Source organism: Nemorincola caseinilytica, assembly GCF_039540515.1.
GTDB lineage: Bacteria > Bacteroidota > Bacteroidia > Chitinophagales > Chitinophagaceae > Nemorincola > Nemorincola caseinilytica.
Genome location: NZ_BAABFA010000010.1, coordinates 242,601 through 266,418, shown reverse-complemented (window position 1 = coordinate 266,418; position 23,818 = coordinate 242,601). Strand labels below are relative to the sequence as shown.

The 23,818-nt window shown below is 49.8% G+C and carries 24 protein-coding genes; 7 read left to right on the top strand and 17 right to left on the bottom strand.

Going from position 1 to position 23,818, the window contains the following annotated elements:
- Positions 1-36: 36 nt before the first annotated feature.
- A complete protein-coding gene (locus ABD843_RS08575; RefSeq protein ID WP_345081517.1) occupies positions 37-540 on the top strand; it encodes a hypothetical protein in 504 nt (167 codons plus the stop codon).
- A 116-nt stretch (positions 541-656) separates the two neighbouring features.
- Here the strand turns inward: ABD843_RS08575 and ABD843_RS08570 are convergent, their stop codons facing one another.
- The 5 genes from ABD843_RS08570 to ABD843_RS08550 form a co-directional block, all read right to left on the bottom strand.
- Positions 657-1,313: a CoA transferase subunit B gene (locus tag ABD843_RS08570; RefSeq protein ID WP_345081514.1), complete on the bottom strand. Its 657-nt coding sequence runs from the start codon at positions 1,311-1,313 to the stop codon at positions 657-659.
- A gap of 76 nt (positions 1,314-1,389) precedes the next feature.
- Positions 1,390-1,734, bottom strand: a complete 345-nt coding sequence (locus tag ABD843_RS08565) for a four helix bundle protein (RefSeq protein ID WP_345081511.1) — start codon at positions 1,732-1,734, stop codon at positions 1,390-1,392.
- 61 nt (positions 1,735-1,795) lie between these two features.
- Complete coding sequence (locus ABD843_RS08560) at positions 1,796-2,506, bottom strand: CoA transferase subunit A (RefSeq protein WP_345081508.1); 711 nt, start codon at positions 2,504-2,506, stop codon at positions 1,796-1,798.
- Between the two features lie 68 nt (positions 2,507-2,574).
- Entirely contained in the window at positions 2,575-3,279 is a 705-nt protein-coding gene (locus ABD843_RS08555) for a L,D-transpeptidase family protein (protein ID WP_345081505.1), read from the bottom strand.
- Entirely contained in the window at positions 3,279-3,929 is a 651-nt protein-coding gene (locus ABD843_RS08550) for a hypothetical protein (protein WP_345081502.1), read from the bottom strand. Before ABD843_RS08550 ends, ABD843_RS08555 begins: the two co-directional genes overlap by 1 nt.
- A gap of 150 nt (positions 3,930-4,079) precedes the next feature.
- Here ABD843_RS08550 and ABD843_RS08545 point away from each other — a divergent pair, with 150 nt between their 5' ends.
- Positions 4,080-5,765, top strand: a complete 1,686-nt coding sequence (locus tag ABD843_RS08545) for a S41 family peptidase (RefSeq protein WP_345081499.1) — start codon at positions 4,080-4,082, stop codon at positions 5,763-5,765.
- A gap of 424 nt (positions 5,766-6,189) precedes the next feature.
- Here ABD843_RS08545 and ABD843_RS08540 read toward each other — a convergent pair whose 3' ends face one another.
- From ABD843_RS08540 to ABD843_RS08530, 3 genes are all read right to left on the bottom strand, one after another.
- Positions 6,190-6,573 (bottom strand): hypothetical protein, encoded by a 384-nt coding sequence (locus ABD843_RS08540; protein ID WP_345081496.1) that lies wholly within the window; start codon positions 6,571-6,573, stop codon positions 6,190-6,192.
- Between the two features lie 113 nt (positions 6,574-6,686).
- Positions 6,687-6,911: a hypothetical protein gene (locus tag ABD843_RS08535; protein ID WP_345081493.1), complete on the bottom strand. Its 225-nt coding sequence runs from the start codon at positions 6,909-6,911 to the stop codon at positions 6,687-6,689.
- A 42-nt stretch (positions 6,912-6,953) separates the two neighbouring features.
- Positions 6,954-7,400, bottom strand: coding sequence for a helix-turn-helix domain-containing protein (locus tag ABD843_RS08530; protein WP_345081490.1), 447 nt, complete (start codon positions 7,398-7,400; stop codon positions 6,954-6,956).
- 188 nt (positions 7,401-7,588) lie between these two features.
- Here ABD843_RS08530 and ABD843_RS08525 point away from each other — a divergent pair, with 188 nt between their 5' ends.
- Entirely contained in the window at positions 7,589-8,407 is an 819-nt protein-coding gene (locus ABD843_RS08525; protein WP_345081487.1) for a helix-turn-helix domain-containing protein, read from the top strand.
- Between the two features lie 34 nt (positions 8,408-8,441).
- Entirely contained in the window at positions 8,442-8,678 is a 237-nt protein-coding gene (locus tag ABD843_RS08520) for a hypothetical protein (protein ID WP_345081484.1), read from the top strand.
- Between the two features lie 2 nt (positions 8,679-8,680).
- Here the strand turns inward: ABD843_RS08520 and ABD843_RS08515 are convergent, their stop codons facing one another.
- Entirely contained in the window at positions 8,681-9,724 is a 1,044-nt protein-coding gene (locus ABD843_RS08515) for a dipeptide epimerase (protein WP_345081481.1), read from the bottom strand.
- A 76-nt stretch (positions 9,725-9,800) separates the two neighbouring features.
- On the opposite strand from ABD843_RS08515, the gene ABD843_RS08510 reads away from it, so the two are divergent.
- Positions 9,801-11,453, top strand: coding sequence for a glycosyltransferase family 39 protein (locus tag ABD843_RS08510; protein WP_345081478.1), 1,653 nt, complete (start codon positions 9,801-9,803; stop codon positions 11,451-11,453).
- On the opposite strand, the gene ABD843_RS08505 is transcribed toward ABD843_RS08510, so the two are convergent.
- Positions 11,447-12,220: a TIGR02757 family protein gene (locus tag ABD843_RS08505; protein WP_345081475.1), complete on the bottom strand. Its 774-nt coding sequence runs from the start codon at positions 12,218-12,220 to the stop codon at positions 11,447-11,449. The genes ABD843_RS08510 and ABD843_RS08505 overlap by 7 nt on opposite strands.
- Position 12,221: 1 nt before the next feature.
- A complete protein-coding gene (locus tag ABD843_RS08500) occupies positions 12,222-13,220 on the bottom strand; it encodes a cytochrome-c peroxidase (RefSeq protein ID WP_345081472.1) in 999 nt (332 codons plus the stop codon).
- A gap of 21 nt (positions 13,221-13,241) precedes the next feature.
- Between ABD843_RS08500 and ABD843_RS08495 the strand changes: the two genes are divergently transcribed.
- Positions 13,242-13,835 (top strand): DUF2480 family protein, encoded by a 594-nt coding sequence (locus tag ABD843_RS08495; RefSeq protein ID WP_345081469.1) that lies wholly within the window; start codon positions 13,242-13,244, stop codon positions 13,833-13,835.
- Between the two features lie 14 nt (positions 13,836-13,849).
- Here ABD843_RS08495 and ABD843_RS08490 read toward each other — a convergent pair whose 3' ends face one another.
- The 5 genes from ABD843_RS08490 to mnmG all read right to left on the bottom strand — a co-directional run bounded on the left by ABD843_RS08490 (position 13,850) and on the right by mnmG (position 20,588).
- Positions 13,850-15,658 carry an NHL domain-containing protein gene (locus ABD843_RS08490; protein ID WP_345081466.1) on the bottom strand — a complete coding sequence of 603 codons (1,809 nt, stop codon included), beginning with the start codon at positions 15,656-15,658 and terminating at the stop codon, positions 13,850-13,852.
- A 58-nt stretch (positions 15,659-15,716) separates the two neighbouring features.
- Positions 15,717-16,271, bottom strand: coding sequence for a hypoxanthine phosphoribosyltransferase (gene hpt, locus ABD843_RS08485; RefSeq protein WP_345081463.1), 555 nt, complete (start codon positions 16,269-16,271; stop codon positions 15,717-15,719).
- Positions 16,268-17,983, bottom strand: a complete 1,716-nt coding sequence (locus ABD843_RS08480; protein ID WP_345081460.1) for a glucosaminidase domain-containing protein — start codon at positions 17,981-17,983, stop codon at positions 16,268-16,270. The genes hpt and ABD843_RS08480 overlap by 4 nt, the downstream gene beginning before the upstream one ends.
- A 207-nt stretch (positions 17,984-18,190) precedes the next feature.
- Entirely contained in the window at positions 18,191-18,634 is a 444-nt protein-coding gene (locus tag ABD843_RS08475) for a regulatory protein RecX (RefSeq protein WP_345081457.1), read from the bottom strand.
- 85 nt (positions 18,635-18,719) lie between these two features.
- On the bottom strand, positions 18,720-20,588 hold the full coding sequence (gene mnmG, locus ABD843_RS08470; protein ID WP_425575706.1) for a tRNA uridine-5-carboxymethylaminomethyl(34) synthesis enzyme MnmG: 1,869 nt from the start codon (positions 20,586-20,588) through the stop codon (positions 18,720-18,722).
- 274 nt (positions 20,589-20,862) lie between these two features.
- Between mnmG and ABD843_RS08465 the strand changes: the two genes are divergently transcribed.
- Positions 20,863-21,534: a hypothetical protein gene (locus tag ABD843_RS08465; RefSeq protein ID WP_345081450.1), complete on the top strand. Its 672-nt coding sequence runs from the start codon at positions 20,863-20,865 to the stop codon at positions 21,532-21,534.
- 294 nt (positions 21,535-21,828) lie between these two features.
- On the opposite strand, the gene ABD843_RS08460 is transcribed toward ABD843_RS08465, so the two are convergent.
- The gene (locus tag ABD843_RS08460) at positions 21,829-23,799 is read right to left on the bottom strand and encodes a T9SS type A sorting domain-containing protein (protein WP_345081447.1); all 1,971 of its coding nucleotides are present in this window, start codon (positions 23,797-23,799) and stop codon (positions 21,829-21,831) included.
- Between the last annotated feature and the right edge of the window lie 19 nt (positions 23,800-23,818).

Sequence of the window (23,818 nt, the reverse complement as noted above, 5' to 3'; positions counted from 1 at the left end):
CTTTTTCTGGCGCTGCAGCAGCGCATCGATGGCCTCATGGCTAAGCATACCAGATACATACGCTTCACCGACCTCGACCATGGTTATCTCAAAGATGATGTGCCGGCACTCGCATATCCTGCCGTTCTTATAGACCTCGATGGCACTTTTTCTCAACAGGGTATGGTCACACAATTGGGTGATATCACAGTGCGGCTTCGCCTTGTGTTCAGCGCACACTCCACTACCGATAATCTCAGCCCCCGTTCTGTCGCTGAGAAAGGTCTCGCCTACTTCGAGCTGGAGCATATCATACACCAGGCTCTGCAGGGCTGGACACCCACCCTATCCACTCCCGCCGATCCGGCCAAGGATATCATGCCGCCCGATCTCTTCGGTTCTTTTAGCCGCATTGCTGCCCGTACAGACAGTCGTCGTACCGACCTCCGCATCCGCGAGCTCACCTACAAGATATCCCTTCAGGATCTTTCCACCGGCCGCTTCCCCCAGCGTCACGTCGCAGAACTCGATCTACAGCTTTTCTTCTCGCAGCCAGGGTAACAGCACTCAAAAAATAGCTCCTATTCAGGGAGTTATTTTTTTATCCATACAGCCTTATCAAAGATAAGAGGGGCATTACGCCCCCCTTATCTTGTACTATATATTGTTAGCTTTTCTTAAAAGGTCATTTCCTTTACATCATCCGCTATGGTCAGGCGGCCTGCGGTCTTAGCCTTTATCTCATCTATGGTCACACCCGGTGCATACTCTATGCAGCAGAAACCATCGGGCGTTATATCGAACACACCTAGGTCAGACACTACCTTCTTCACACAGCCTACACCTGTAAGCGGTAGCGAGCATTTGGGCAGCAGCTTGCTTTCTCCCTTGGGGTTAGTATGCTGCATGGCCACTATTATGTTCTTGGCCGCGGCCACCAGGTCCATAGCGCCGCCCATACCCTTCACCATTTTGTTGGGTATCTTCCAGTTGGCTATGTCGCCATTGTCGGCCACTTCCATAGCGCCCAGTACGGTCAGGTCTACCTTGCCGGCGCGTATCATACCAAAGCTCATCGCGCTGTCAAAGAATGCCGACCCCGGCAGGGTAGTGATGGTCTGCTTGCCGGCATTTATGAGGTCTGCATCTTCCTCTCCCTCCCATGGGAACGGACCCATACCCAGCAGGCCGTTCTCGCTTTGCAATACTACGTTCACACCCGCAGGTATGTAGTTGGCTACGAGCGTAGGAATTCCTATACCCAGGTTAACGTAATAACCATCCTGCAGTTCCTGTGCTATACGCTGGGCTATTTGTTCTTTGTTCAGTGACATATTATAATAATGCGATAATGTGTAAAATGCGATAATGCGCTTGCCAGTTGGTCAAAGACGCTATCTCTATAATTATTTAGTTATTGTTTCTTTTTGCAGACAAAATTATTGCGTTCAACAATCTCATCACTTCATCCAGTTTTACAGACAATGATCTGTCAAAACAATATTGTTCACTTTGTTCACACAGATAGAACCAGTACATTGTTTCATATGCTTCCTTGTCTGCTATTTTCAGTTTATGTATAAAATCCGCTTTGCTCTCTGCACTTTGCGCCTCCATGATATTTGCACCGATAGCTGTGGCACTTTTAAGAACTTGATTTGCGATAACGAACTTTCTATTCGCTTCCAGTAGTTCTACATATTTTATGACCATAAGTGAGAACTCTACAGCATGTTTCACCAATGGGTTCTGCATGAATTTTTGCATCGCTTAGCTCTTGTATTTTAGATCCAGTAGAACCACATTGTCGCATTTCTCACATTACCGCATTACCCCTTTTTCTCACAGTACGCTGCTCTATACGCTTTTCGTAGTCAGAACCCTGAAAGATGCGATGGACGTAGATACCCGGCACATGTATATGGTTCGGGTCCAGCTCGCCTGCGGGTACCAGTTCTTCCACCTCGGCTATGGTTATCTTTCCGGCCATGGCCATCATGGGGTTAAAGTTGCGTGCCGTATCCTTGAATATGAGGTTGCCCTGTGTATCGCCCTTCCAGGCCTTCACTATAGCGAAGTCAGAGTCGAACGCATGTTCCAGCAGGTATTTCTTCCCGTTGAATTCGCGCACCTCCTTCCCCTCTGCCACCTCGGTGCCCACACCTGCCAGCAGGTACACTGCGGGCATACCGTAGCCGCTCGCCATGCAGCGCGTGGCCAGTGTGCCCTGTGGTATCAGTTCTACCTCCAGCTCGCCGCTCAGCAGTTGGCGTTCGAACTCGGCATTTTCGCCTACATACGAAGAGATCATTTTCCGCACCTGCTTCTGCTGCAGCAGCAGGCCTATGCCAAAATTATCTACGCCTGCATTATTCGATATGCAGGTAAGGTCCTTCACGCCTTTTTTTACCAGCGCAGCTATACAGTTCTCCGGTATGCCGCACAGGCCGAAGCCACCCAGCATCAGGGTAGCGCCCGATGGTATGTCCTGCACGGCTACATCTGCGCCTGCCACTACTTTGTTCATTCTGTTCTGATTTGTGTGCGAATTTAGTGAAAAAACTGACCGCTTGCCGGTGGTCGCCTTGCTGGGGGCTATTTGCGTACCAGTACACGCACACCTATACCCACAAGGCTGTATAGCTCGTCCATATCCTTGTTCTTCAGGGCTATGCAGCCATCGGTCCAGCCTACGCCCATCTCTATCATGTCGTCGCCGCCCTTCCACACGCCATGTATACCCACATCGCCGCCTATCTCGGCATTCTGCGGTATTAGGCCTTTTGCCTTCAGCATATTGAACCGCGCGCGCGATGAGTCGTTCGGGTAATCCAGCTGCATGAACTTGTTGTACCGGGCGCTGGCATGTTTGTTCTCTACCAGGAACCACCCTTCGGGTGTGCGTCGGTCGCCCTTCATCACTTTATTCTCCTGCGGCTTGGGGCCAAAGACCACCTTGTATGAGCGCACCTTTGTGCGGCGGTAGTACACATCCAGCACAGCGCGGGTCTTATTTATCACCAGCATCATCTGCTGCTGGTCCAGCGTATCGGGCTTTATGGGTATGTTCAGCTTGGCTATAGGGCGTATCACGCGTGTTTCCACTATACGCTTGCCGTTCTCGGTATATTGAATGGTGCGCACCAAGTCGCCACTGGCATTCTTATGTTCTTCCAGTACTCTCAGGTCGGCGGGTGTACCTTGGGCATACACAGTATGCGCACAAAGGATGCAGATAACACACAACAAGGCCTGTATGTAATAACGGGGTATATGGCGGTGCATTTGCTGTAAGGCCATTATTTACTTAGCTGCTTGTATTCGTCGTACGATATCATTTTATAGTCCTTCGGTACATTGAATATCGAAGTGACGACGGGGCTAAGTTCCATCTTGTCGGCAGTGAACACCATGCTGATGCCATTGTCTTCCTTGTACGCAAAACGCAGCGGCACGAACTGTGCATCTGGGAAACGGTTCCAGGTATAGGGCACTTCGGGGCGCCAGTCTTTGCTATATAGTATCTCGGTCATAGAGCTGTCGCTATATACTACAGTACCCTTATACACGTTTTGCCCGGCCATCGCCTGGGGTTGTTTCGCCTCTCCGGCCAGCACATACCCCTTGAATTTTCTCTGCTTGTTCAGCATATCATCCATACTCAGTTGTATGGCAAATTTCCGGCCATCTCCTTCCTGCAGCGAGTATATGGTGTTGCGGTTGGCATTTATAAGTGTCACGTCAGAATACCCATTGTCCAGCCTTAGTTCTTTGCGTATCTGCCCGTTCTTGAACGAGAATATGTATGTCCCCTTGAACAGCCTGTTATCTGCAGAGGTCAGCTCTACATGATACACTATGGTACCCTCTGTAAATGGCTTCTGGGCAAAAGCCTTCCCCACGCTCAGCAGCGCGCAATATGCCGGTATCACTATACGGTACATCTTCATAAGCATATGGGATACAAGCGTTATGCCAATACCCGGGTTTCGCGACACAAATTACCATTATTATAACAACATTCCGTCCATCGTGTGCCTATTTATTATTGCCCTTTCGTTGCGAAATAGCGTAAATTCGTACCGCTACAAAGTGTATCTATGCAACGACAGAAAAAGATATTCAGCGCCAGGGGCTTTCTTGCCGGTGCGCTGTTGTCTGGTACGGCATTCTTCTTCATACAGGCGCGTACCGCCGACCCTCTCTTCGAGATCTCCAAGAACCTCGATATCTATACTAACATCTTCAAAGAACTGAACTCTTTCTATGTAGACCCTATAGAGCCCGGCAAGCTGGTGAAAAGCGGCGTAGATGCCATGCTTATGGACCTTGACCCTTATACCAACTTCATCACCGAGGCCGATATAGAAGAGTACGAATTCATGACCACCGGCAAGTATGGCGGCATAGGCGCCAATATGCAGCGTAAAGGCGACGAGATATACATAGCCGATGTGTACGAGAACAGTCCTGCACAGCTGGCAGGCCTGCACCCCGGCGATCTTATAGAATCTATAGACGGCCAGTCGCTGAAGGGAAAGAACGTAGACGACCTGGGCGTACTGCTCAAGGGGTCTGCAGGCACGCAATTGCGCATGAAGGTAAAGGATGCCTATACGCAGGAGACCTCAGAGCGCATCATCACCCGTGGTGAGATAGAGATATCCAGTGTGCCATATGCGGGCCTTGTAGGGCCGCAGGGCAATATTGCCTATGTGCGCCTCACACAGTTCACCCAGCAGTGCGGCAGGCTCGTGCGCGATGCCTACGATAGCCTGCAAAAAGTACAGCCCGAGCTCAAAGGCCTGGTACTGGACCTGCGCAACAATCCCGGTGGCCTGCTGGACGAAGCCATAATGACCTGCAATATCTTTATGGATAAAGGCCGGTCTGTACTGGTCACGCGCTATAAGAAGTCCGAGATGGATAAGGAGTATAAGACCGCCATGCCTGCATGGAACAAAGACCTGCCACTGGCAGTGCTGGTCAACAGGTCTTCGGCATCGGCATCAGAGATAGTCGCTGGTTCGGTGCAAGATCTGGACCGTGGTGTCATAATAGGCGAGCGCTCATACGGTAAAGGCCTGGTACAGGTAACACGCCCTGTAGGCTTCCGGTCGCACCTCAAGCTCACTGTGGCTCGTTACTACACACCCAGCGGCCGCTGCATACAGGCGCTCGACTATACGCACCGCAATGCCGATGGCAGTGTGAGTGTGATAGCCGACTCGCTGAAAAAGACCTTCACAACAAAAGGTGGCCGCAAAGTGCAGAGCGGTGGCGGTGTAACACCCGATGTCACCGTGAAGGACGATCCTATGAGCCTTGTTGCCGTAACACTCTACAGCAAGAACTATATCTTCGACTATGCTACGCTATATGCATCCAAACACAAGACCATAAGCGATCCCACCAAATTCTCCCTTACCGAGGCCGAGTTCAACGATTTTGCAAAATGGGTAGAGAACAAGGACTTTTCATACAAGACAGAGACCGAATCGCAGTTGGACTCTCTGAAGAAGATCGCGGTACAGGAAAAGTACTACGACAATGTAAAGGCAGAGTTCGAAGCGCTGAGGAACAAGCTCTCGCATGATAAGAAGCAAGACCTGCTGAAACACAAAGAACAGGTTAGGCATGTGCTTGAAAGCGAGATAGCATCGCGCTACTACTACACCCGCGGCCGTATGGCGCAGACCATGCAATACGATAAAGAACTTGCGAAAGCTATAGCTATCATAAGCACGCCTGCAGAGTATAATGCCTTGTTGAAAGCCGGGAAATAATGCGTACCGTAGCAGGAAGTAACGGTTAAAAGAAGAGGATCTTCAGCGAACCTACTACTACAGTAAGAACAACAAATGCCACTAATATATAAGTGGTCACATCTTTGTCGTTGATAAGCCTTTCTGTGTATTTAATGTTCATTGATACAAATCTATACCTTTTTTTGGTACTGCCAAATTATTTTGTTGATAATTAGGCATTTACGTCATAATACTGTTTGACATTTTTGTAAAAATGATGTGTAATGCATTCAGCCCATCTGTTCGGCCATATAAGGATAGACCACTACCATACACATCGTTGATAGCTCGCGATGATAACAAAATGTTAATGGGTGTTCTTCTGCTACATTCTATTACAGCATCGCAGCTATATCCCTGTACATTACAAAGACAAATGCCATGCCCGCATAAAATATCACGGTCACCACAAGACGATTACCATATACCTGAACATGTTGCGCATGTATACCATGGCCTGGTGAAATTGTGTCCCGTCATTGGTGTCTATGGCTTCTTTTATGCATGTGCTGCATTTTATCAGCGCAACAACGGGGTATATACCAAGCCCCGCACTCAGCACAGCCATGGAAACGAACACTATGGCCATACCTAGTGAAATGCCATCATCATCGGGCGCACCTATCTCTGTGATAGATACACCGCCTGCTATACCCAATACTATGGCCGCACCCACAAAAAGTATGATGCATATTATAGCCAGCAACACCAGCCAGCGGGCTATATCCAGCAAGGTGCTCTTTACATCTATACCTATTTCTATATTGGCGGTAGGGTTTTCGTGCACGGCATGTATATTTTTTTAAAGATAGGAGAATAACGCCGCCTAACCCACAAAAAAGAACCCTGCCACCCATACCAACAGGTACAGGCAGCAGGGTATATGATAGAACAAAGAGGCTATACGAACAGGGAAAGGAAGGTCTTTAAAATGCCTGCCGTTCTTATGGGGGCTGTTCTGCGTTTTCTTTTTCGGGAGGGTGGGGTGTTCACATGAGTGATGAAGGTTAGCAGCATTTCGTGCTTGTGCTGGCGGCGGGTGGCTCGTTCGCGGCTACGCGTATAATGCACCGCTCGTGGCGCCTCGTGGCCTATCAGCATATCTTCCGTTTCATACTGTTCCATATAGCTTTTATTGAGTTGGTCATTCAATGGTGTTCGTATCTTCTAGGCGCGTTCTTTCATATCCTGGCCCAGCCATGCTGTCACTGCCTTTGAGGCTGCGCTGTATTTTTTCAGGAAGGAAGCATCCTTTACATAAATAAGTTCGTGCGCCCGGCTGATGCCGTTGATAACAGAGGTATGGTCCTGCCCGCCAAAATGGGCGCCTATCTGCTGCAGCGTAAGGGCCGGAAAATACTGGCGCAGCATCATGCTGGCTATGAAGCGCATCTCCACTATGTGGCGTACGCGGGTGCGCCAGCGGTAGCACTCGGGATTCATGTCCAGCGCCAGGGCTATCACATGCATCATGCGCTGGGGTGTACGGTTTACGGTCTCGGTAGGGTATTGCAGGAACGCTATCGATATTCCTTTACCCTCATTTACCTGGCTGGGTGCCGGTATTGCTATGGTCTGTGCGGTGCTGGTCGGAGATAATGTTACATATTGCATATTCCTGTGTTTTTTATATTGTTTAGCGATCTTTCTTTTTTTGTGTATTCCCCGGCCCGACAACTTTTTTGACACAACTATATTTTTCGTATCTTCGATGTGTCGTTGTTTCCAAAGAACAAGACAAAGATATTCCAATTATTTTGACAAATCCAAATTTTTTGGAAAAATAATTTTATTTTTGTGCCATGCACTTAGCCAACAACCTGAAATACCTGCGCAAGAAAATGGGCAAAACGCAGGGCACGCTTAGCTCCGACATGGGTATAGGCCGTACCACCATAGCCAATTACGAGGCTGGCATCAGCGAGCCCAATGTGGTGACCCTACATGCCTTTGCCAAGTATTTTGGCGTGTCGCTCGACGACCTTTTGTCAAACAACATGGAATCCGGTGAAAGGGATGACAAAAAAAGCGACGAGAAGGACAAGGCTCTGCGTGGCGCATTCGCCGCACCGCCACCCGCCATATACAGCAGTATGCCCCGCGTGGTCACTGTAGACAACGAGGGCAATGACAACATCATATATGTACCGGTAAAGGCCCGTGCAGGTTACCTGCTGGGCTATGGCGATGCCGAGTTCATGGAGAGCCTGCCTACCTTCCGGCTGCCGGGCCTCAGCAATGCCACCTATCGCATGTTCGAAGTGGATGGCCCGTCTATGGCTCCCAACATACTGCATGGCGACCGCATAATAGGTGAATGGGTGGAAAAACTGGAAGACATACGCGACAACCGAGTATATGTGATAGTACATAGCGGCGGCGTGGCCGTAAAGCGCCTGGTGAACAGGCTGAGCCAGCGCGGCAAACTATACCTGAAATCCGATACCATTGTACACCGCCACGATTTCCCCACGGTAGAGATAGACCCTGCCGATATAAAGGAAGTATGGTATGGCCGAATGAAGATAAGCAGCGACTTCAGCGAACCTGCCGAAGTATACGAGCGCCTCGCCAATATGGAAATGGACATAGAGGAAATGAAACGGAAGATGGGAAAGTGATACCGTTCTTCTCCTGTTGATCTATATTTGAGATATGCCCCTCCTCAAAGAATTCTTCAACCGCCGTGTGCTGGTCAATTGCCTGGTATTCGCACTGCCGCTGAGCCTGCTGTTCATGTGGCGGTTCACGCACCTGCGCGGCATACCCTTTGCCAGCGCAGCGGCGGGTAAGATATACCTGGCATTCGTGGTCGTCAATTACATTATACTGTTGCTGGTGTTCTTCACATTATACTGGCTTAGCCGGCGCCGCCAGCAGATGGATGAATAGTATTATGCTCCAAAGTAATTGGCAGGGCGCACACCTGTTGCGCGTATACCCAGGCCGGGCCTGTCGGTCACGGTCATTTTTCCATTATCGTAATGCAGGCCATCGGCCACATCTTCGCGCAGCAGCAGGGGGCCATCGGCACCTGCTTCATCCAGCAGGGGCAGCATATGGGCTATGGCGGCAGTGCCTATAGTACTCTCGTTCATAGAGCCCATCATTACCCTTAGGCCCAGTGTACGCGCCTCTTTTATCATGCGTAGTGCAGGTGTTATGCCTCCGCACTTGGTCAGCTTTATGTTGATACCATGAAATGCCTCTGCACAGCGCCTCACCTCGTCTTCGGTGCGGCAGCTCTCATCGGCATATATCGGTATGGGCGATATCGCTTTTAGTTCCTTCATCTCCTCCCATGCATCGCGCGGCAGGGGTTGCTCGGCCAGCTCTACACCCAGCTTGTGCAGCTCTGGCAGCAGGTGTCGTGCCTCTTCAAAGGTCCAGCCTTCGTTGGCGTCTATTCTTATGCGTGCTGTGGTCTCGGTCCGCAGCAGCGCTATCTTATCTATATCGCCGGGGCGGCTGCACTTTATCTTGTATATGGGCCATGGGTGGGCTTTTAGCTTGGCCAGCATGGTCTCGGCATCATCCAGGCCTATGGTATAGTCGGTAAAGGGTATATTTTCCCACCTTAGTCCCAACAGCTTGTAGAGCGGCTGTTTACGCAACTGTGCAAATAGGTCCCACCCGGCTATATCCAGCGCGGCAGTAAGGAAGTGCTGCCCGGGTATCAGGTGGTGCAGAAAATGCCAGAAACGCTGCGGGTCGGTAAGGGCATAGCGCTCTATCATGGCCTTTTTACTTTCCAGCGACGCCACCATATCTGCCACCGAAACATCGTAATACGTTATGGCCGGGGCCTCACCATATCCCCTCATCTGCCCCAGCCCCAGCGATACCACCAGTGTAGGCTGGTGCGTTTTGGTACCATGCGCCGTAGAGAATGGGTACTGGAAGGGCAGCTCGAAGGAATAATGTCTCAGTTGCAGCATAGCCATAAAATTGCGACTATTTTTGCGCATGGAAAAACATGGAGTGCCCTTGCGGCCCTCTCTTTCCACATCAGCTATGCCAAAGGTCCCATTCTGGATGTTCATACTCATAGGCCTGCTCTACATTACCTCAGTAAGTGTGGACACTATGGATGTAGATGCATCGCAATATGCAGAGATGTGCCGCGAGATGCTGCAGCGCGGCGACCTGCTGCATGTATACGACCGTGGCGCCGACTACCTGGACAAACCACCCTTGCTCTTCTGGACGGGCGCACTCAGCATGCGCATATTCGGCATCAACAACCTGGGGTACAAAATGCCTTCCATACTCTTTGCACTGTGGGCGGTGTTCGCTACCTACAGGCTGGGCAAGAGCTTGTACAATGAGGTCACGGGCCGCATGGCAGCGCTCATACTGGCTACCTGCCAAGGTATGTTCCTCATGACGAACGATGTGCGCTGCGATACCATACTCATGAGCTGCGTGGTCACATCTCTATGGCTCATACAGGAGTGGGCCGATAGCCGCAAGCTTTATTACCTGCTGGGCGGCGCAGCGGCCATAGCGCTGGGCATGATGACCAAAGGCCCCATAGCACTCATGGTGCCTGTGTTCTGCTTCGGTACCCACTGGGCACTGCAGCGGCAGTGGAAGAACATCTTTGCTCCTGCACACCTGCTGGCCATAGTGGTCATAGCCATACTGCTCATACCTATGAGCATAGGACTCTACCAGCAGTTCGATATGCAGCCCCATAAGGTAGTGAATGGCAGCACATGCACATCGGGCCTGCGCTTCTTCTATTGGTCACAGAGCTTTGGCCGTATCACCGGCGAAAGCCCTTGGGACAACGGCGCTCCTTTCGAGTTCCTGCTCATGAATATGCTGTGGTCCTTCCTGCCGTGGATATTCCTCTTCGTCACCGCACTTGTTATCAACTGCGCTACGCTGGTACGCCAGCGGCTGCGCCTGCTGCCCGGGCAGGAATGGGTCACTACAGGCGGTTTCCTGCTGGCATACCTTGCGCTGGGCTCTTCGGCATACCAGTTGCCGCACTATATATTCGTTGTCTTCCCGCTGGCCGCTATAATGACGGCAAAGCTCATAGCCGATATGATGGGCGGTAAATACAAGCGCCTGCATCGCATCATGCGGCCCGCACACATCGTTATCACTGTATTGCTGCTGGCCGCTACGCTGGCCTTCATAGCTTACATTTTCCCTGCGGGTGGTGTGGTCATACTTTCGTGGGCATTGCTGGTAGCAACATGGCTTTCCCTGGCAATATCCAAAAAGACAAAGGCCAAATTGCTGTTCCTGCCTGCACTGGGCATCATTATCGTCAACATATTCTTCACCAATTATTTTTATGTTCCGCTGCTGAAGTACCAGGTAGGGTCGCAAGTAGGCAGATACATGCACGAGAAAGGTATAGACCCCAGGCAGGTTGCCGCATACAAGGTAGATGACCCCATCAACAGCATACACTTCTATGCACAGGGTGTAGTACCCGGTATAGATACGCTACCACAATTGCAGCATAGGTACATCCTCACATCCGATAGGGGTATGAAAGATATAGAAGGGCATTACAGCTATACTATAGATAAGCAGGGAGTGTTCTATAAAGTGAGTGAGCTTACTGGTCCCTTCCTCGATCCCCGCACACGCAGCAAAGAGGTAAAGAACTATTACCTGCTTCGGCTTGCAGAGCCGCATCAGTAGCGCTCCTCTGCCCCCAGCCCGAAGAGGGCATAGTCGTACCACGCTGGGTCGGCGGCATTCATTTCCTTTAGCCGCTCTGTGAGCAGCAGTGCATTCTTCCAGTCTGCTTTGTTATTGTCTATCAGGTCCAGTCTGTGTGCCACACGCGCCACATGCACATCCAGCGGGCATATCAGCTGGTGCGGCCTTATCTTCTTCCACAGGCCCAGGTCCACTCCGTTCCTGTCCTTGCGCACCATCCACCGCAGGTACATGTTCAGCCGCTTGCAGGCCGAGTTCCGCTGTGGTGTGGCCACATGCTTGCGGGTACGCTCGGGATGCTCTATAGAAAAGAAGTAGTTGTGAAAATGAATAAGCGCCTGCTCCACATTCTGCTTATCATATCGCTTGCCCGGCACAAAGGCGCTCTCCAGCGATGAGTGCGTGCTGTAGTGATACTGCAGGAAAGAAAGAAAATACAGCAGGTCGGTGGCATTGAATGTGCGATGCACGAAACCAAGGAAAGGTCGCAGATCGGTATCGCGGTGGTGGCGCACAAAATCGTATGGCGCATTGTCCATCCATTGCATCAGCTTCCTGCAATTGTTGATGATGGTCGTGCGGTTTCCCCATGCCAGTGTGGCTGCGAACAGACCAGCTATCTCCACATCCTGCAGCAGCGAGAACGAATGTGGTATGCACACAGGGTCGCCGGCTATGAAACCCGGGCGGTCGTATAGCGCGGCCTTGTTATCCAGTAGTTTTTTTAGGCTGTCTTTGTCTTGCATGCTATTTTTTAAAGCGGTCGTCGGTAAGTGTCAGCAGGAAATTCTCCAGGTCTTTTTTCTCCTCTGCTGTCAGGTGCAGCGGCTCTACCATCAGTGTATCCATATTCACCGGCGCGGGTACTACTTTGTAAGGGTCGTCATAATATTCTATTACCTCTGCCAGCGTGCGGAACATGCCATTGTGCATATAGGGTGCGGTCACACTCACATTGCGCAGACCCGGCACTTTGAACTTGCCCATGTCCTCTTCTTTCTTTGTTATCGCATAGCGGCCTTTGTCGGTATACCGTACGCCATCGTACAGGCCTATATTGCGAAACTCATCTCCTGTAAAGTCGGGCGAGAAATGACAATCGAAGCATTTTGCCTTCTTGCTCATGAACAGTTCCCGGCCACGAATGGCCGATGCCGATATGGCCATGCTATCACCATCCATATACCTGTCGAAGAGTGTACGCGATGTTTCCAGTGTCCGCTCAAAAGCAGCTATGGCCACTTTCAGGTTCCTTTCTGTCGGCCCTTCGCCAAATATTTTTTTGAACCACTCTACATACTGCTTGTTGGCCCTTAGTCTTTTTACTGCCTCATTTATAGGCAGCGCCATTTCGTTGGTGTCCTCTATCGGAAAACGCACCTGCTCTTCCAGCGTGGCCGCTCGGCCATCATAGAACAGGTAGGGCCTCTCGCTCATGTTGGCGCACGATGGCGAGTTGCGCACGCCCAAGTGGCCACCTACGCCCCTGCTTAGGGCAGCAGTATCGGCAAAGCCATATGCAGGTATGTGGCAGGATGCACAGCTTGCCGATCTGTCTGCCGACAGCATTTTCTCAAAGAAAAGCTTTTCACCCAGTTGCTCTTTGGTAGCGGGTGCGCCACTGAAAGATAATTGGTCGGTCTCTTCGGCCATACGGAAAGCAGCGCATACTACCATCACTACAAGAAAAAGAACCTTGATGCGAAGAGTATATGGGTTAGCCCTATCCTTTTTCCTGCCATTCATTCGTGTGCAAAATTACGGCATATGCACGCTATAGATACCACACATTGCCTTATAGACCACAGCGTATGGCGTTTGTGTACCTTTACACAGCGAAAGCACCCCACGATCATGGAGACCATCATCAACAAAGTAGCAGAGAGCGGCATCATTACCCTGGACCTCGCACCATACCTGCCTACAAGCGAGGTAGTAGCGTTCGACCTCAAGCCATTCCTGTTCCGCGAGATGATACTGCGCGAGAAAGACTACCGCACTGCACTACAGGCCGTAGACTGGCAGCAGTATACCGGCAAGCATGTGGCCGTTTTCTGTAGTACCGATGCCATCATACCCGTATGGGCCTATATGCTGGCTGCATCCTATCTGCAGCCCGTTGCCTCATCGGTGTTCCACGGTACGCCCGATGAGCTTACGAAACACCTGCTGAACAAGAATATCGATGCTATTCCGCTGGATGAGTATACCGACAAACGTGTAGTGATAAAAGGCTGTGGCGATACACCCATACCCGATGCCGCCTACCTGGCCGTAACTGCGCATCTGCGCCCTGTTGTCAAGTCGCTCATGTATGGCGAACCCTGCTCTACCGTGCCGGTATACAAGAAAAAAGGGTAACGATAATAGCCGTCTTATTGCTTCACGAATCGCCGCACAGGAATACCTTCTCCCTTTACGATGTACACACCCGGTGGAAGGGTAGAAACATCTATACTCATCTCACTCCCACCTTCGGTCTCGTACACCACTTTGCCAGGCATATTCACTATCACCATTCTGCCAATGCGCACCGGCGATGATATATGTAATGTCGCGGTCACAGGATTAGGATATAATGTTGTGCTGTTCTCTGCATTGGCTTGCCAGGCCAGGCCTACCGGTTCCGGACGCAGGTAGAAGGGATAATATGCGGTCTCTGTGCCACACGAGTCTGTGATGGTATAAAAGGCAGTATCGGCCGTAAAGAATACAATGGGTGTTATATTGCCCCAGGAGGATATGCTGGCCACAGTAGTATTGGTAAGTCCCCATGTACCGCCCGGCGCACCTGCTGTGGACAGGGTAGCATATGCGAACGTATCTACCCCTGACGGACCTACCACTACCGACCAGCGATGTATCGATCCCGCAAATGGCCCTACCACTATATTTCGTATGCGCAGAGTAGTGGCGCAACCATTATCTTTTGCATAAGTAACAGTAGCAGTACCCCTTGCTACCGCGCTCACAGTACCCGAGGCATCTATAGTAGCCACGGCCGGGTCACTGATGCTCCATGTACCGCCAGTGGTCAATGTTTCCAGTGTCTCTACGTCTCCCAGGCACAACGATGTATCACCTGTGATAGCCGATACCACTATGGGCAGGCAGGTGTCTACTTTGCGCAGGTAGGCGCCATTCAGCTCGGCTATGTATTTATATCCGTTCTTGTCTACTGCTATATCATATGGATGGTTGATCTCCGCTGCAAACGCTGATCCCCCATCGCCACTGTGACCGGGCGTGCCTGCACCCGCAAATGTGGTAATGGTGTTGCTGCCATCTATCTTGCGGATAGCATTGTTGGCACAATCGGCCACATATACATTGCCATACTTGTCTACAGCAAGGCCCCTGGGAAATTTCATCTCGGCCGCGGTCGCGGGGCCGCCATCGCCCGAATACCCCATCGTTCCGCTACCCGCCAGGCAGGTGATGATACCACCTGCGCTTATCTTCCTTACACGATGGTTCATGTTGTCCGAAACATAGATATTGCCACTCACATCCACGGCTATACCTCTCGGGGTAGACAGGCCTGCTGCCAGCGCCATACCTCCATCGCCCGAATAGGTCAAAGACCCTGTGCCCGCTACTCGTGTTATGATGCCGGTGGTAGATATCCTCCTTATCATGTTGTTGCCATTGTCGGCCACATACAGGTTGCCAAATGTATCTACAGCTATACCTTCTGGCCACATCAGCAAAGATGCTGTGGCAGGGCCGCCATCACCTGCATACCCACCGCCTATCACCATTGCATCGCCCGCTACTGTACTGATGATGCCTGCGGGATTCACCTTTCTTATCACACTATTGCTGTTATCAGAAATGAACAAATTGCCGAATTTGTCCATAGCCAGCGATGTGGGTATACCTATTTCTGCCGCCGTGGCGGGGCCGCCATCGCCCGATACCCAGCTTGTTCCCGAGCCTGCATATGTGGTAATGGTGCCCGAAGGGTCTATCTTCAGCACCTTGCTGCATGAGCTGGCTGCTATATAAATGTTGCCACTGGCATCCGTGGTCGTCGCATAGAGCTGGCCAACTGCCGCAGCAGATGCGGGCCCTCCTCCTATGCCCGAACAGGTCCATGTGCCATTGCCGGCAACTGTAGAAATGGTCTGCGCAGAAATGGCGCCAGACAGGAAGATCAATAGATAGGTGAATATCGGTCTCATAGTATTATAAAGTTACATGAAACATTTCATATAACAACAGCTTTATGGCTATTCGGCACTATTCACTTCGGTCCTTCAGTATATACAGGCAGGGAAGGTTTCTGCCCAGGCCATTGTAGTCCAGCCCATAGCCCACTACAAATTTGTTCTCTATATCGAAGGCCGTATAGCGGGCCTTTACATCGTACTGCAATGCCGATGGCTTGGAAAGGAATGTGGTTATGCTTACCGATGCCGGGTTGCGGCCATATATCTCCGGCAAAAATTCGTGCAGGGTCTTGCCCGTATCTATTATGTCCTCTACTATGATGATGTGCCTGTCGGTGATGTTGGCATCCATACCTATGGCCGTTACCACCTTGCCGGTAGATGATGTGCCCAGGTAAGACGCCAGCTTCACAAAGGATATACCGGCATCTATATGTAGACCCCTAAAGAGGTCTGCCGCAAAAATGAACGATCCGTTGAGAATGGCTATGAGCAAGGGTTTGCGCCCTTCGTAGTCCTTGTTTATCTGTGCGGCCATATCGGCCACCCTATCGGCTATCTCCTGCTCTGTGATGTAGGGTACGAATGTCTTATCGAGGATCGTTACTTCCGTTGCGGTCATCATTGTTTTATTATCAGCGTCTGTCCTGCTTTCAGGTCCTGTGGGTCCAGATCGTTCCATTCCAAAAGCTGCGACACTGTTATGTTGTGCTTCTTTGCTATAGAGAATGCGGTCTCGCCTTTCTTCACCTGGTAGCGCTTGTCACCCTTTTTATACTCAGGCTCGGGAACGGGCTGGCTCATCTGGCGCTGCGGAGGGTCTTCTTTCATGAAGGGCTGCTTTACTATCTCCTTGCGGCTTGTGTCCTGCTGTTTAGAGGCACCTACGGCCACAGGCTCTTCTTCCGGTGCCCCGAAAGACATACCATAGTTCACATCTTTCTTCGGCTCGGTATAGGCTGCTACACGCTTGCCTTCCAGCTCATCTTTCGGAAGTTCCTTCGGTGCAGAATAATCCAGCACTACGGGTTTTGCAGCGGCCTGTGTCTGCAGATTCAGCGTCTGGCCGGGTGCTGGCCTTTCATATGGGTTCAGCAGGTTCAGTGCCGCCAGCCTTTTCAGTTGCATACCCTCTTCCTGTGCTATCTGCAGCAGGCTCTCCCCGGCTTTTACTATGTGTTTATCCCTTGGTCCTGTAGGGTTCTTTTTCTCCAGGTATATCCATGTATCGAACTGCAGCGGCTCGTCAGGCAGGTCGTTCATTTCCAGTAGTTGCGCATAGCGCACCTTGTACTTTACGGCATAAGAAAGCAGTGGCTGGTCCTTATGGCCTCTTATGGCTTTCAGGCCATGTATGGTCTGTATCCTGTCCGTAGTATCGTCCAGCGGCTCTTCTGCCAGGTAGGGCGATGCGGCCTCTGCCACCGTATCAACCGTAGCTTCCGCAGCAGGACTTTCGTTAGCAGTAGCCGTTGGCGATACTGCCACCATACCCGTCTTCGATGTTTCTTTTATAGGCTTCACATCCTGCGGCGCAGCGGGCATGGCAGCTACCTGTGGTTGCTGTGGCGCACGGCCTGGAGTGTTCATTGTGGCTTGTGGCTGCTGTGGCATGTTCTCTCCGGCGGCTACAGCTTGTGGTTCTACTTTTATGGTCTTGGTAGTGGTGGTAGTAGTGGTGATAACGGTAGTGGCCTGTGCTGGCTGCAATGCTTCCTTTACTATGGTGGTCTCTACCTTTGGTGCCGATGTGGTTATGGTCTCTACCAGTACACCCTGCACAGGTATGTACTCATTACTGCTATCGAGCGCAGCATATGTATATTCCTGCAGCCGGAAGTCCTCTATTATTTTTATAAGCTGCTGCGCATAACGCGGGTTGGTGGCATAGCCGCATTTCTTCAGCCCATGTGCCCAGCGGGCATAGTCGGTAACAGAATATGTGAACAGGGGGCTGTACCTTGGATTGCGATGCAGGTGTGCAGAGTGGTCGTTATAAGATTCTTCGGCGCTCTTGTATTTCTTGAAACATTCGTCCTTGGCATCATCGGTATGCAGAAAGGTAGGTCCGCTCCAGCCGTTCTTACATTTTATACCAAAGTGGTTATTGGCTTCCGTCACCAGCTCGCTTATCCCTGCCTCGGTCTCCAGTATACCCTGTCCCAGGGTAATAGCCGCCGGCACACCCGATATCTTCTGATCGGCTATGGCAAAGGCAGCATATTGTTTCACATATTTTTTTGCGCGGTCATTATAGCCACCCTCCTGGTCTTGCGCCTGTGCGCTGCCTGTTACGAGTAACATAAGTATGATAATGCCTTGTATGCTTTTCTTCATAGCCTACTCCATTTGATCGGTAATAAAAACGGGATGGCGCAAAAATACGGCAGTAAATATAAAAAATGTCGAACAAAACAATATTTTGTATATATTAATTTATTTTTAACTTTTGGTTGTTTAGTATAATATTTTGTAGTTGCTATATGAATAAGTTAACCCTGTTCCTTGTGGAACAAAATAATTATATAAAATAAATACAATGTATTATAGCAGGCTTTTAATGCATTCACTCACTATATCCTGTTCATAGCCTCTCTGTAGTAAAAAACGAGATAATTTGGCCTTTTTTGATAAAATGCTGCGTTCTTTGGCCAATTCTGATGCCTTTTTTGCAGCTATTTTCATTATTACTTCCGCATACTCTTCATCGTCTATCTCAGAAAGGCCCTTTTTTATACAGTATTCCGATACTTTTTTCAGTCTAAGCTGTTGTTTTATCTTGTTCCTTCCCCACTGCTTCAGCCGCCATCGGCCACGCGCAAATGCCCGGGCAAAGCGTTCTTCGTTCAGCACACCGGCCTCTACCAGCAGGGCTATCTGCTCACCTACGGCCGCACTATACATACCCAGCTCAAAGAGCTTATTACGCACCTCGCTATGGCAGCGCTCCTGGTATTTACAATAATGGAGTATAGCAGGTTCTATCATGTTCTATAGCAAGACACCAGATCAAGGAGAATAGGTAAAATAAGATGTAATACAGAAAAATGGAAGAATACAAGAAAAACGGCAGTTACCTGCCCATATATACCATCAGTATCTGTACATCGCTCGGGTTCACCCCGCTGATGCGGCTGGCCTGGCCCAGAGTTCCGGGGCGTATCTTGTTCAGCTTTTGGCGGGCCTCTGCAGACAAGGCCGTGAGTTTATCATAATTGAACGAGTCGGGAATGATGAGGTGTTCCAGCGTGGCCATCTTCGTCACCATCTCCTGCTCCTTTTCCAGGTATACTTCGTACTTCACTTGTATCTCTACCTGTTCCAGTATCAGGGGGTCGGTATCGCGGCCTATCACATCGGCCAATCCGGGTATTCCTTCCATCATATCTTTGATACCAATGCCCGGGCGAAGCAATAATTTAGCGGCACGAGTTTTCTCTATAAGCGTAGCAGACCCTTGACGCTCCAAATAATCGTTAGCAGAGGCTTTTACGGAAAAATCGGCCAATTTTCGCTTTATTTCTGCCACTTTTTCCTTCTTGTCCAGCATTCGGGCATATCTTTCTTCCGAAGCGAGGCCTATCTCATGCCCAATGCCTGTAAGACGCAGGTCGGCATTGTCTTGCCGCAGCAGCGTGCGGAATTCGGCCCTGCTGGTGAACATACGGTAAGGTTCGTCTGTCCCTTTATTGATCAGGTCGTCTATCAGCACACCTATATAGGCATCGCTCCGCCTCAGTATCACAGGTTCCTTGTCCATGGCATTGCGGGCGGCATTTATACCTGCCATCAATCCCTGGCAAGCGGCCTCTTCATATCCTGTGGTACCATTTATCTGCCCGGCAAAGAAAAGATTGCGTACCAGGCGGGTCTCCAGCGTGAATTTCAACTGTGTAGGCGGGAAATAATCATATTCTATAGCATAGCCCGGGCGGAAGAATTTGCAATTCTCGAAACCCGGTACCATGCGCAGGGCTTTGTACTGCACTTCTTCAGGCAGAGAGGTGCTGAAACCATTCACATATATCTCTACCGTATTCCACCCTTCCGGCTCTACAAATAGCTGGTGGCGTTCCCTTTCGGCAAAACGGCTTATCTTATCTTCTATACTGGGGCAATACCTGGGGCCACTGCCCTTTATCCTGCCTTGGTACATCGGCGATTTTTCAAAGCCGGTCTTCAGTATATCATGCACTTCCTGGCTGGTATAGGTTATCCAGCAGCAGCGTTGTTGTTCAGGCCTTATCTTTTCTACAGGCATATAAGAGAAGCCTACCACCTCTTCATCGCCATTCTGAACCTCCATTTTGGTATAGTCCAGGCTACGGCCGTCTATGCGTGGAGGTGTTCCGGTTTTGAGACGGGCGCTTTCAAACCCCAGTTCTACCAGTTGTTCGGTAATGCCTGTAGCTCCTTTTTCTCCCATCCTACCCCCTCCGAACTGCTTTTCGCCTACATGTATCACCCCGTTCAGGAAGGTTCCGTTGGTAAGCACTACGGCCTTACCGCGTATCTCCTGCCCCATCCCTGTCACTATTCCTTGTATTGTTCCACGTGAAACGATCAGACCTTTCACCATATCCTGCCAAAGATCTACGTTTGGTGTAGCCTCCAGCATCTCCCGCCAGGTAGCTGCGAACAGCATACGGTCGTTCTGGGTACGGGGGCTCCACATCCCGGGACCCTTAGAACGGTTCAGCATACGGAACTGTATGGTACTCTTGTCGCTCACTATACCACTATAACCACCCAGGGCATCTATCTCTCTTACTATCTGGCCCTTGGCTATACCACCCATGGCAGGGTTACAGCTCATTTGCGCAATGGTCTGCATATTCATGGTCACAAGCATCACCTTGGCACCCATATTGGCAGCAGCAGCAGCAGCCTCGCAGCCTGCATGGCCTGCTCCTACCACTATTACATCATATTCAGGAAACATGCCGCAAAGATACGAACGGCCAACGAATAACATATTCTACCCCTCAATGGATGGTCGTTGCACTCCTATATTTTGCAATTGCTGTAACATTACCAGGGATACCACGATATACCCAATAAGAGATCGGCACAAGAATTGTTAAAGTAGTATAACTATCTACGCAACAAAAAGGTGAACTCTGGCAACAGAATATTATTGTGTTCCATGTGGAACAAGAAAATATTTTTTTGTAATTTTAACAATACAGTATAGCTTTGTACGTTATAAGTAGTAAATGTCTGTGAGTTTTGTAAAGAACATATTGTATGCTTCTGTAGCTGCAGCCCTCTCTTTGGCTGCATGTACGCATACTCATGCGCAGAACTTCGACAGAAGTAGCCTTACAAAGCTGGGGCACAAATACACTATAGGTTTCGAAAGGCAGGTATACTCTGTATACGCCAACCGCCCTGTACAACTAAGCCACAAGACCCGCAATGCCGAAGAACAATGTAACCGCCTCATATTCAGGATGCGCCTTACTACCCGTTTCCGTATAGAGACCGGCCTTAGTTTCAGAGACATAGACAGGATACTGAACCACAGGTACAACAGGTCTTTCAATATTTTCCAGCCTTGCAAACTATCGGTGCCGCTTACTATACAGTATCAGCTTGGTAGCGACTATAAAAGATTGCGTCCCTACTTTGGTGCAGGTGTGCAGTATACACAGCAGGTCATATCAGCCAATGGCATACCTGCCGAACCCGGTAGCAAAGATGCCGTAAGCAGCGAGTATAACAACCGCACGCTTTCTAACCTCAGGTATATGAATATCATCTTCACACAGGGTATCATATACGACATCAATCCCGACCTGCAGATATCTCAATCGCTGCACATTGCGCCCGAGAATGGTATCAAACCAATAGGCATCAATATAGGTGTGGGTTACCGCATCAAATAAACTACCTGCTACTTCATAGGTAGGTTTGCAATTCCATCTTATTCATTGCTGCAAAAGGCATCTATTATTCCATCCCGGAATAACTACCCTTGTCTGTATATGAACATTCAAGAGTATTCAATAGAGCGCATTACATCACTCCTGCAGCACACTTTCCTGCAACCCCATCTTATCCAAGGAAAAGAGCAACAGGTTCATGTACGCTGAAAAGAAAAATGACAATGCCCGATAAAACAAAAATGCCACCCTTCATCGGGTGGCATTCCTGCATTTATAACTTACTGTATCGGTCTATTACTTAGCTATAACGAACTTAGTAGACTTAGACCTTACGTCGTCACTTACTATCAGGTAGTAGTTACCGGAAGGCAGGCTGCTAGTGTTGATAGAGAAGTTGTCGGTAGTAACATTGTTATGTACTTCCTTCGATACGAACCTGCCCAGGCCATCTATTATCATATAAGTAGCCTTCTTGGTAGCGTTCTCGAATTCTACATTCACATTCAGCTGATCTTTAGCAGGGTTAGGGAATACGCTCACCTTGTTCTTGTTCACTACAGGACTGCCCTTCACGCTGATAACAGGAGAATTGTTAGCTATCATAGCTACTGCAGGTATCAGGCCACGAGTGTTGTTGTAGTTCACTGAATCTATCGAATTCACGAAGCTGATGAAAGCGCCGGGAAGAGGAGAGTTGGCAGAAGAAGGATTGGCCAGGATGTCATCCTTAGAAGTACCTACCATGCTAGAGTAATCCAGTACGGCTTGGTTGTTCTGGAACAGGCCATAAATACGAGGATAAGGATTGTAGATACCATCTGAACCCAGGAAGTGACCACCTGGTACATATACCGCCAGGTAATACCATGAGTTAGCATCCAGCATCACTGTAGCAGGGTTACCATCAGGATCGCCCATGCCCCAGAAGTTCAGGTCAGCGCCCGATGTATCCTGTACACCATCATAGTTGTGCTGACCCAGAGATACCAGTTCCATTTCGCCGTTCTGCAGTACAGAATCCTTAGGCAGGCTGTTAGAGCCATCTACCCATTTGAAGAGGAATATGTTAGCAGGTGTTCCCAGAGGGCCGGCAGTGTTGGTAGACAGAGAATACTGTACCCTTGAAAGAGCAGTACCACCATTCCTTACGAAGTACATAGGACCCCACAGGAAGTCTGCACCACCACCGAAAGCGTAACCTATGGTCTTTACAGGCCTGTTGGTAGAGAAGTCATAGCGGGCTTTAGAGTATGTACTGTCTGTAACATAGAAAGATGTGGTCATGCTGTTATCCGCCATGTTGTCGTCAGTGAAGTCAGGGCTGCTGATGTCATATTTCACATCGAAACGGCCAGGACCACTCGCGTTCACATCATAGATGTTGGCGCCATCGGTACGGAACATCGCATAGATAGAATCCGCTACAGTGAAGTTACCTACAGATACACTGCTGGTATGCACAGCCGCAGGAGAACCGCCCGAAGGAGTGAACGTAGTAGCTACATCCACCTTCACATTGGTCATAGCGTTAGTACCATAGTTGGCTATGAATGCACCATCGGCCATCTTGTATTCGAACGGATTGCCGCTGGAACCTAGCTGGTTAGAAGGTATGGCATAACCATGCCAGTTGGCAGCGCCACCAGGTACGAAACCTATGTCATGGCCAAGACCAAGACCCCATGGAGTGATGGTCATGCGGGCAGTATCAAGAGCATGATATTTTGCTGCTATCGGATCGCCGTCTTCTTTTGATATCATGAATACAGGTATGGTAACACCTGTTGCAGGGCATATTGTACCTGCACCCATACCTATAGGGCCGCCTGTTATATTGTTCACTATCACACACGCTATAGCGCCCGCGTCCTGGCACTTTTGAGCCTTACATACGAACTCTATGCCACCACCACGGTACACAAAAGCTATCTTGCCTGCCATAGAACCTGCTGGCAGCGCCGATGCTACAACAGTATCGCCTACCGGCATTACTATCTGTTCATTTACTATCGCAGTTGTTACGATACCACCCCATGGAGTAGTACCCGTACCTGGATAAGTATAGACTTTATCACCTGCTACAGATGCCGGGCTATTCACCACGAACCTTAAGCCTACATAATCTTTGTACCAGTTAGGGTCAGACGTACCGGTACCGTACGGGAAAGGACCGAAAGCGAGCGGATGTATCTGCGCATTGGCGATACTAGCACCTGCTACACATGCGGCCAGCATTAGCTTTTTCAGTGTAATGATCTGCTTCATAAATAATTAAATTTAATTT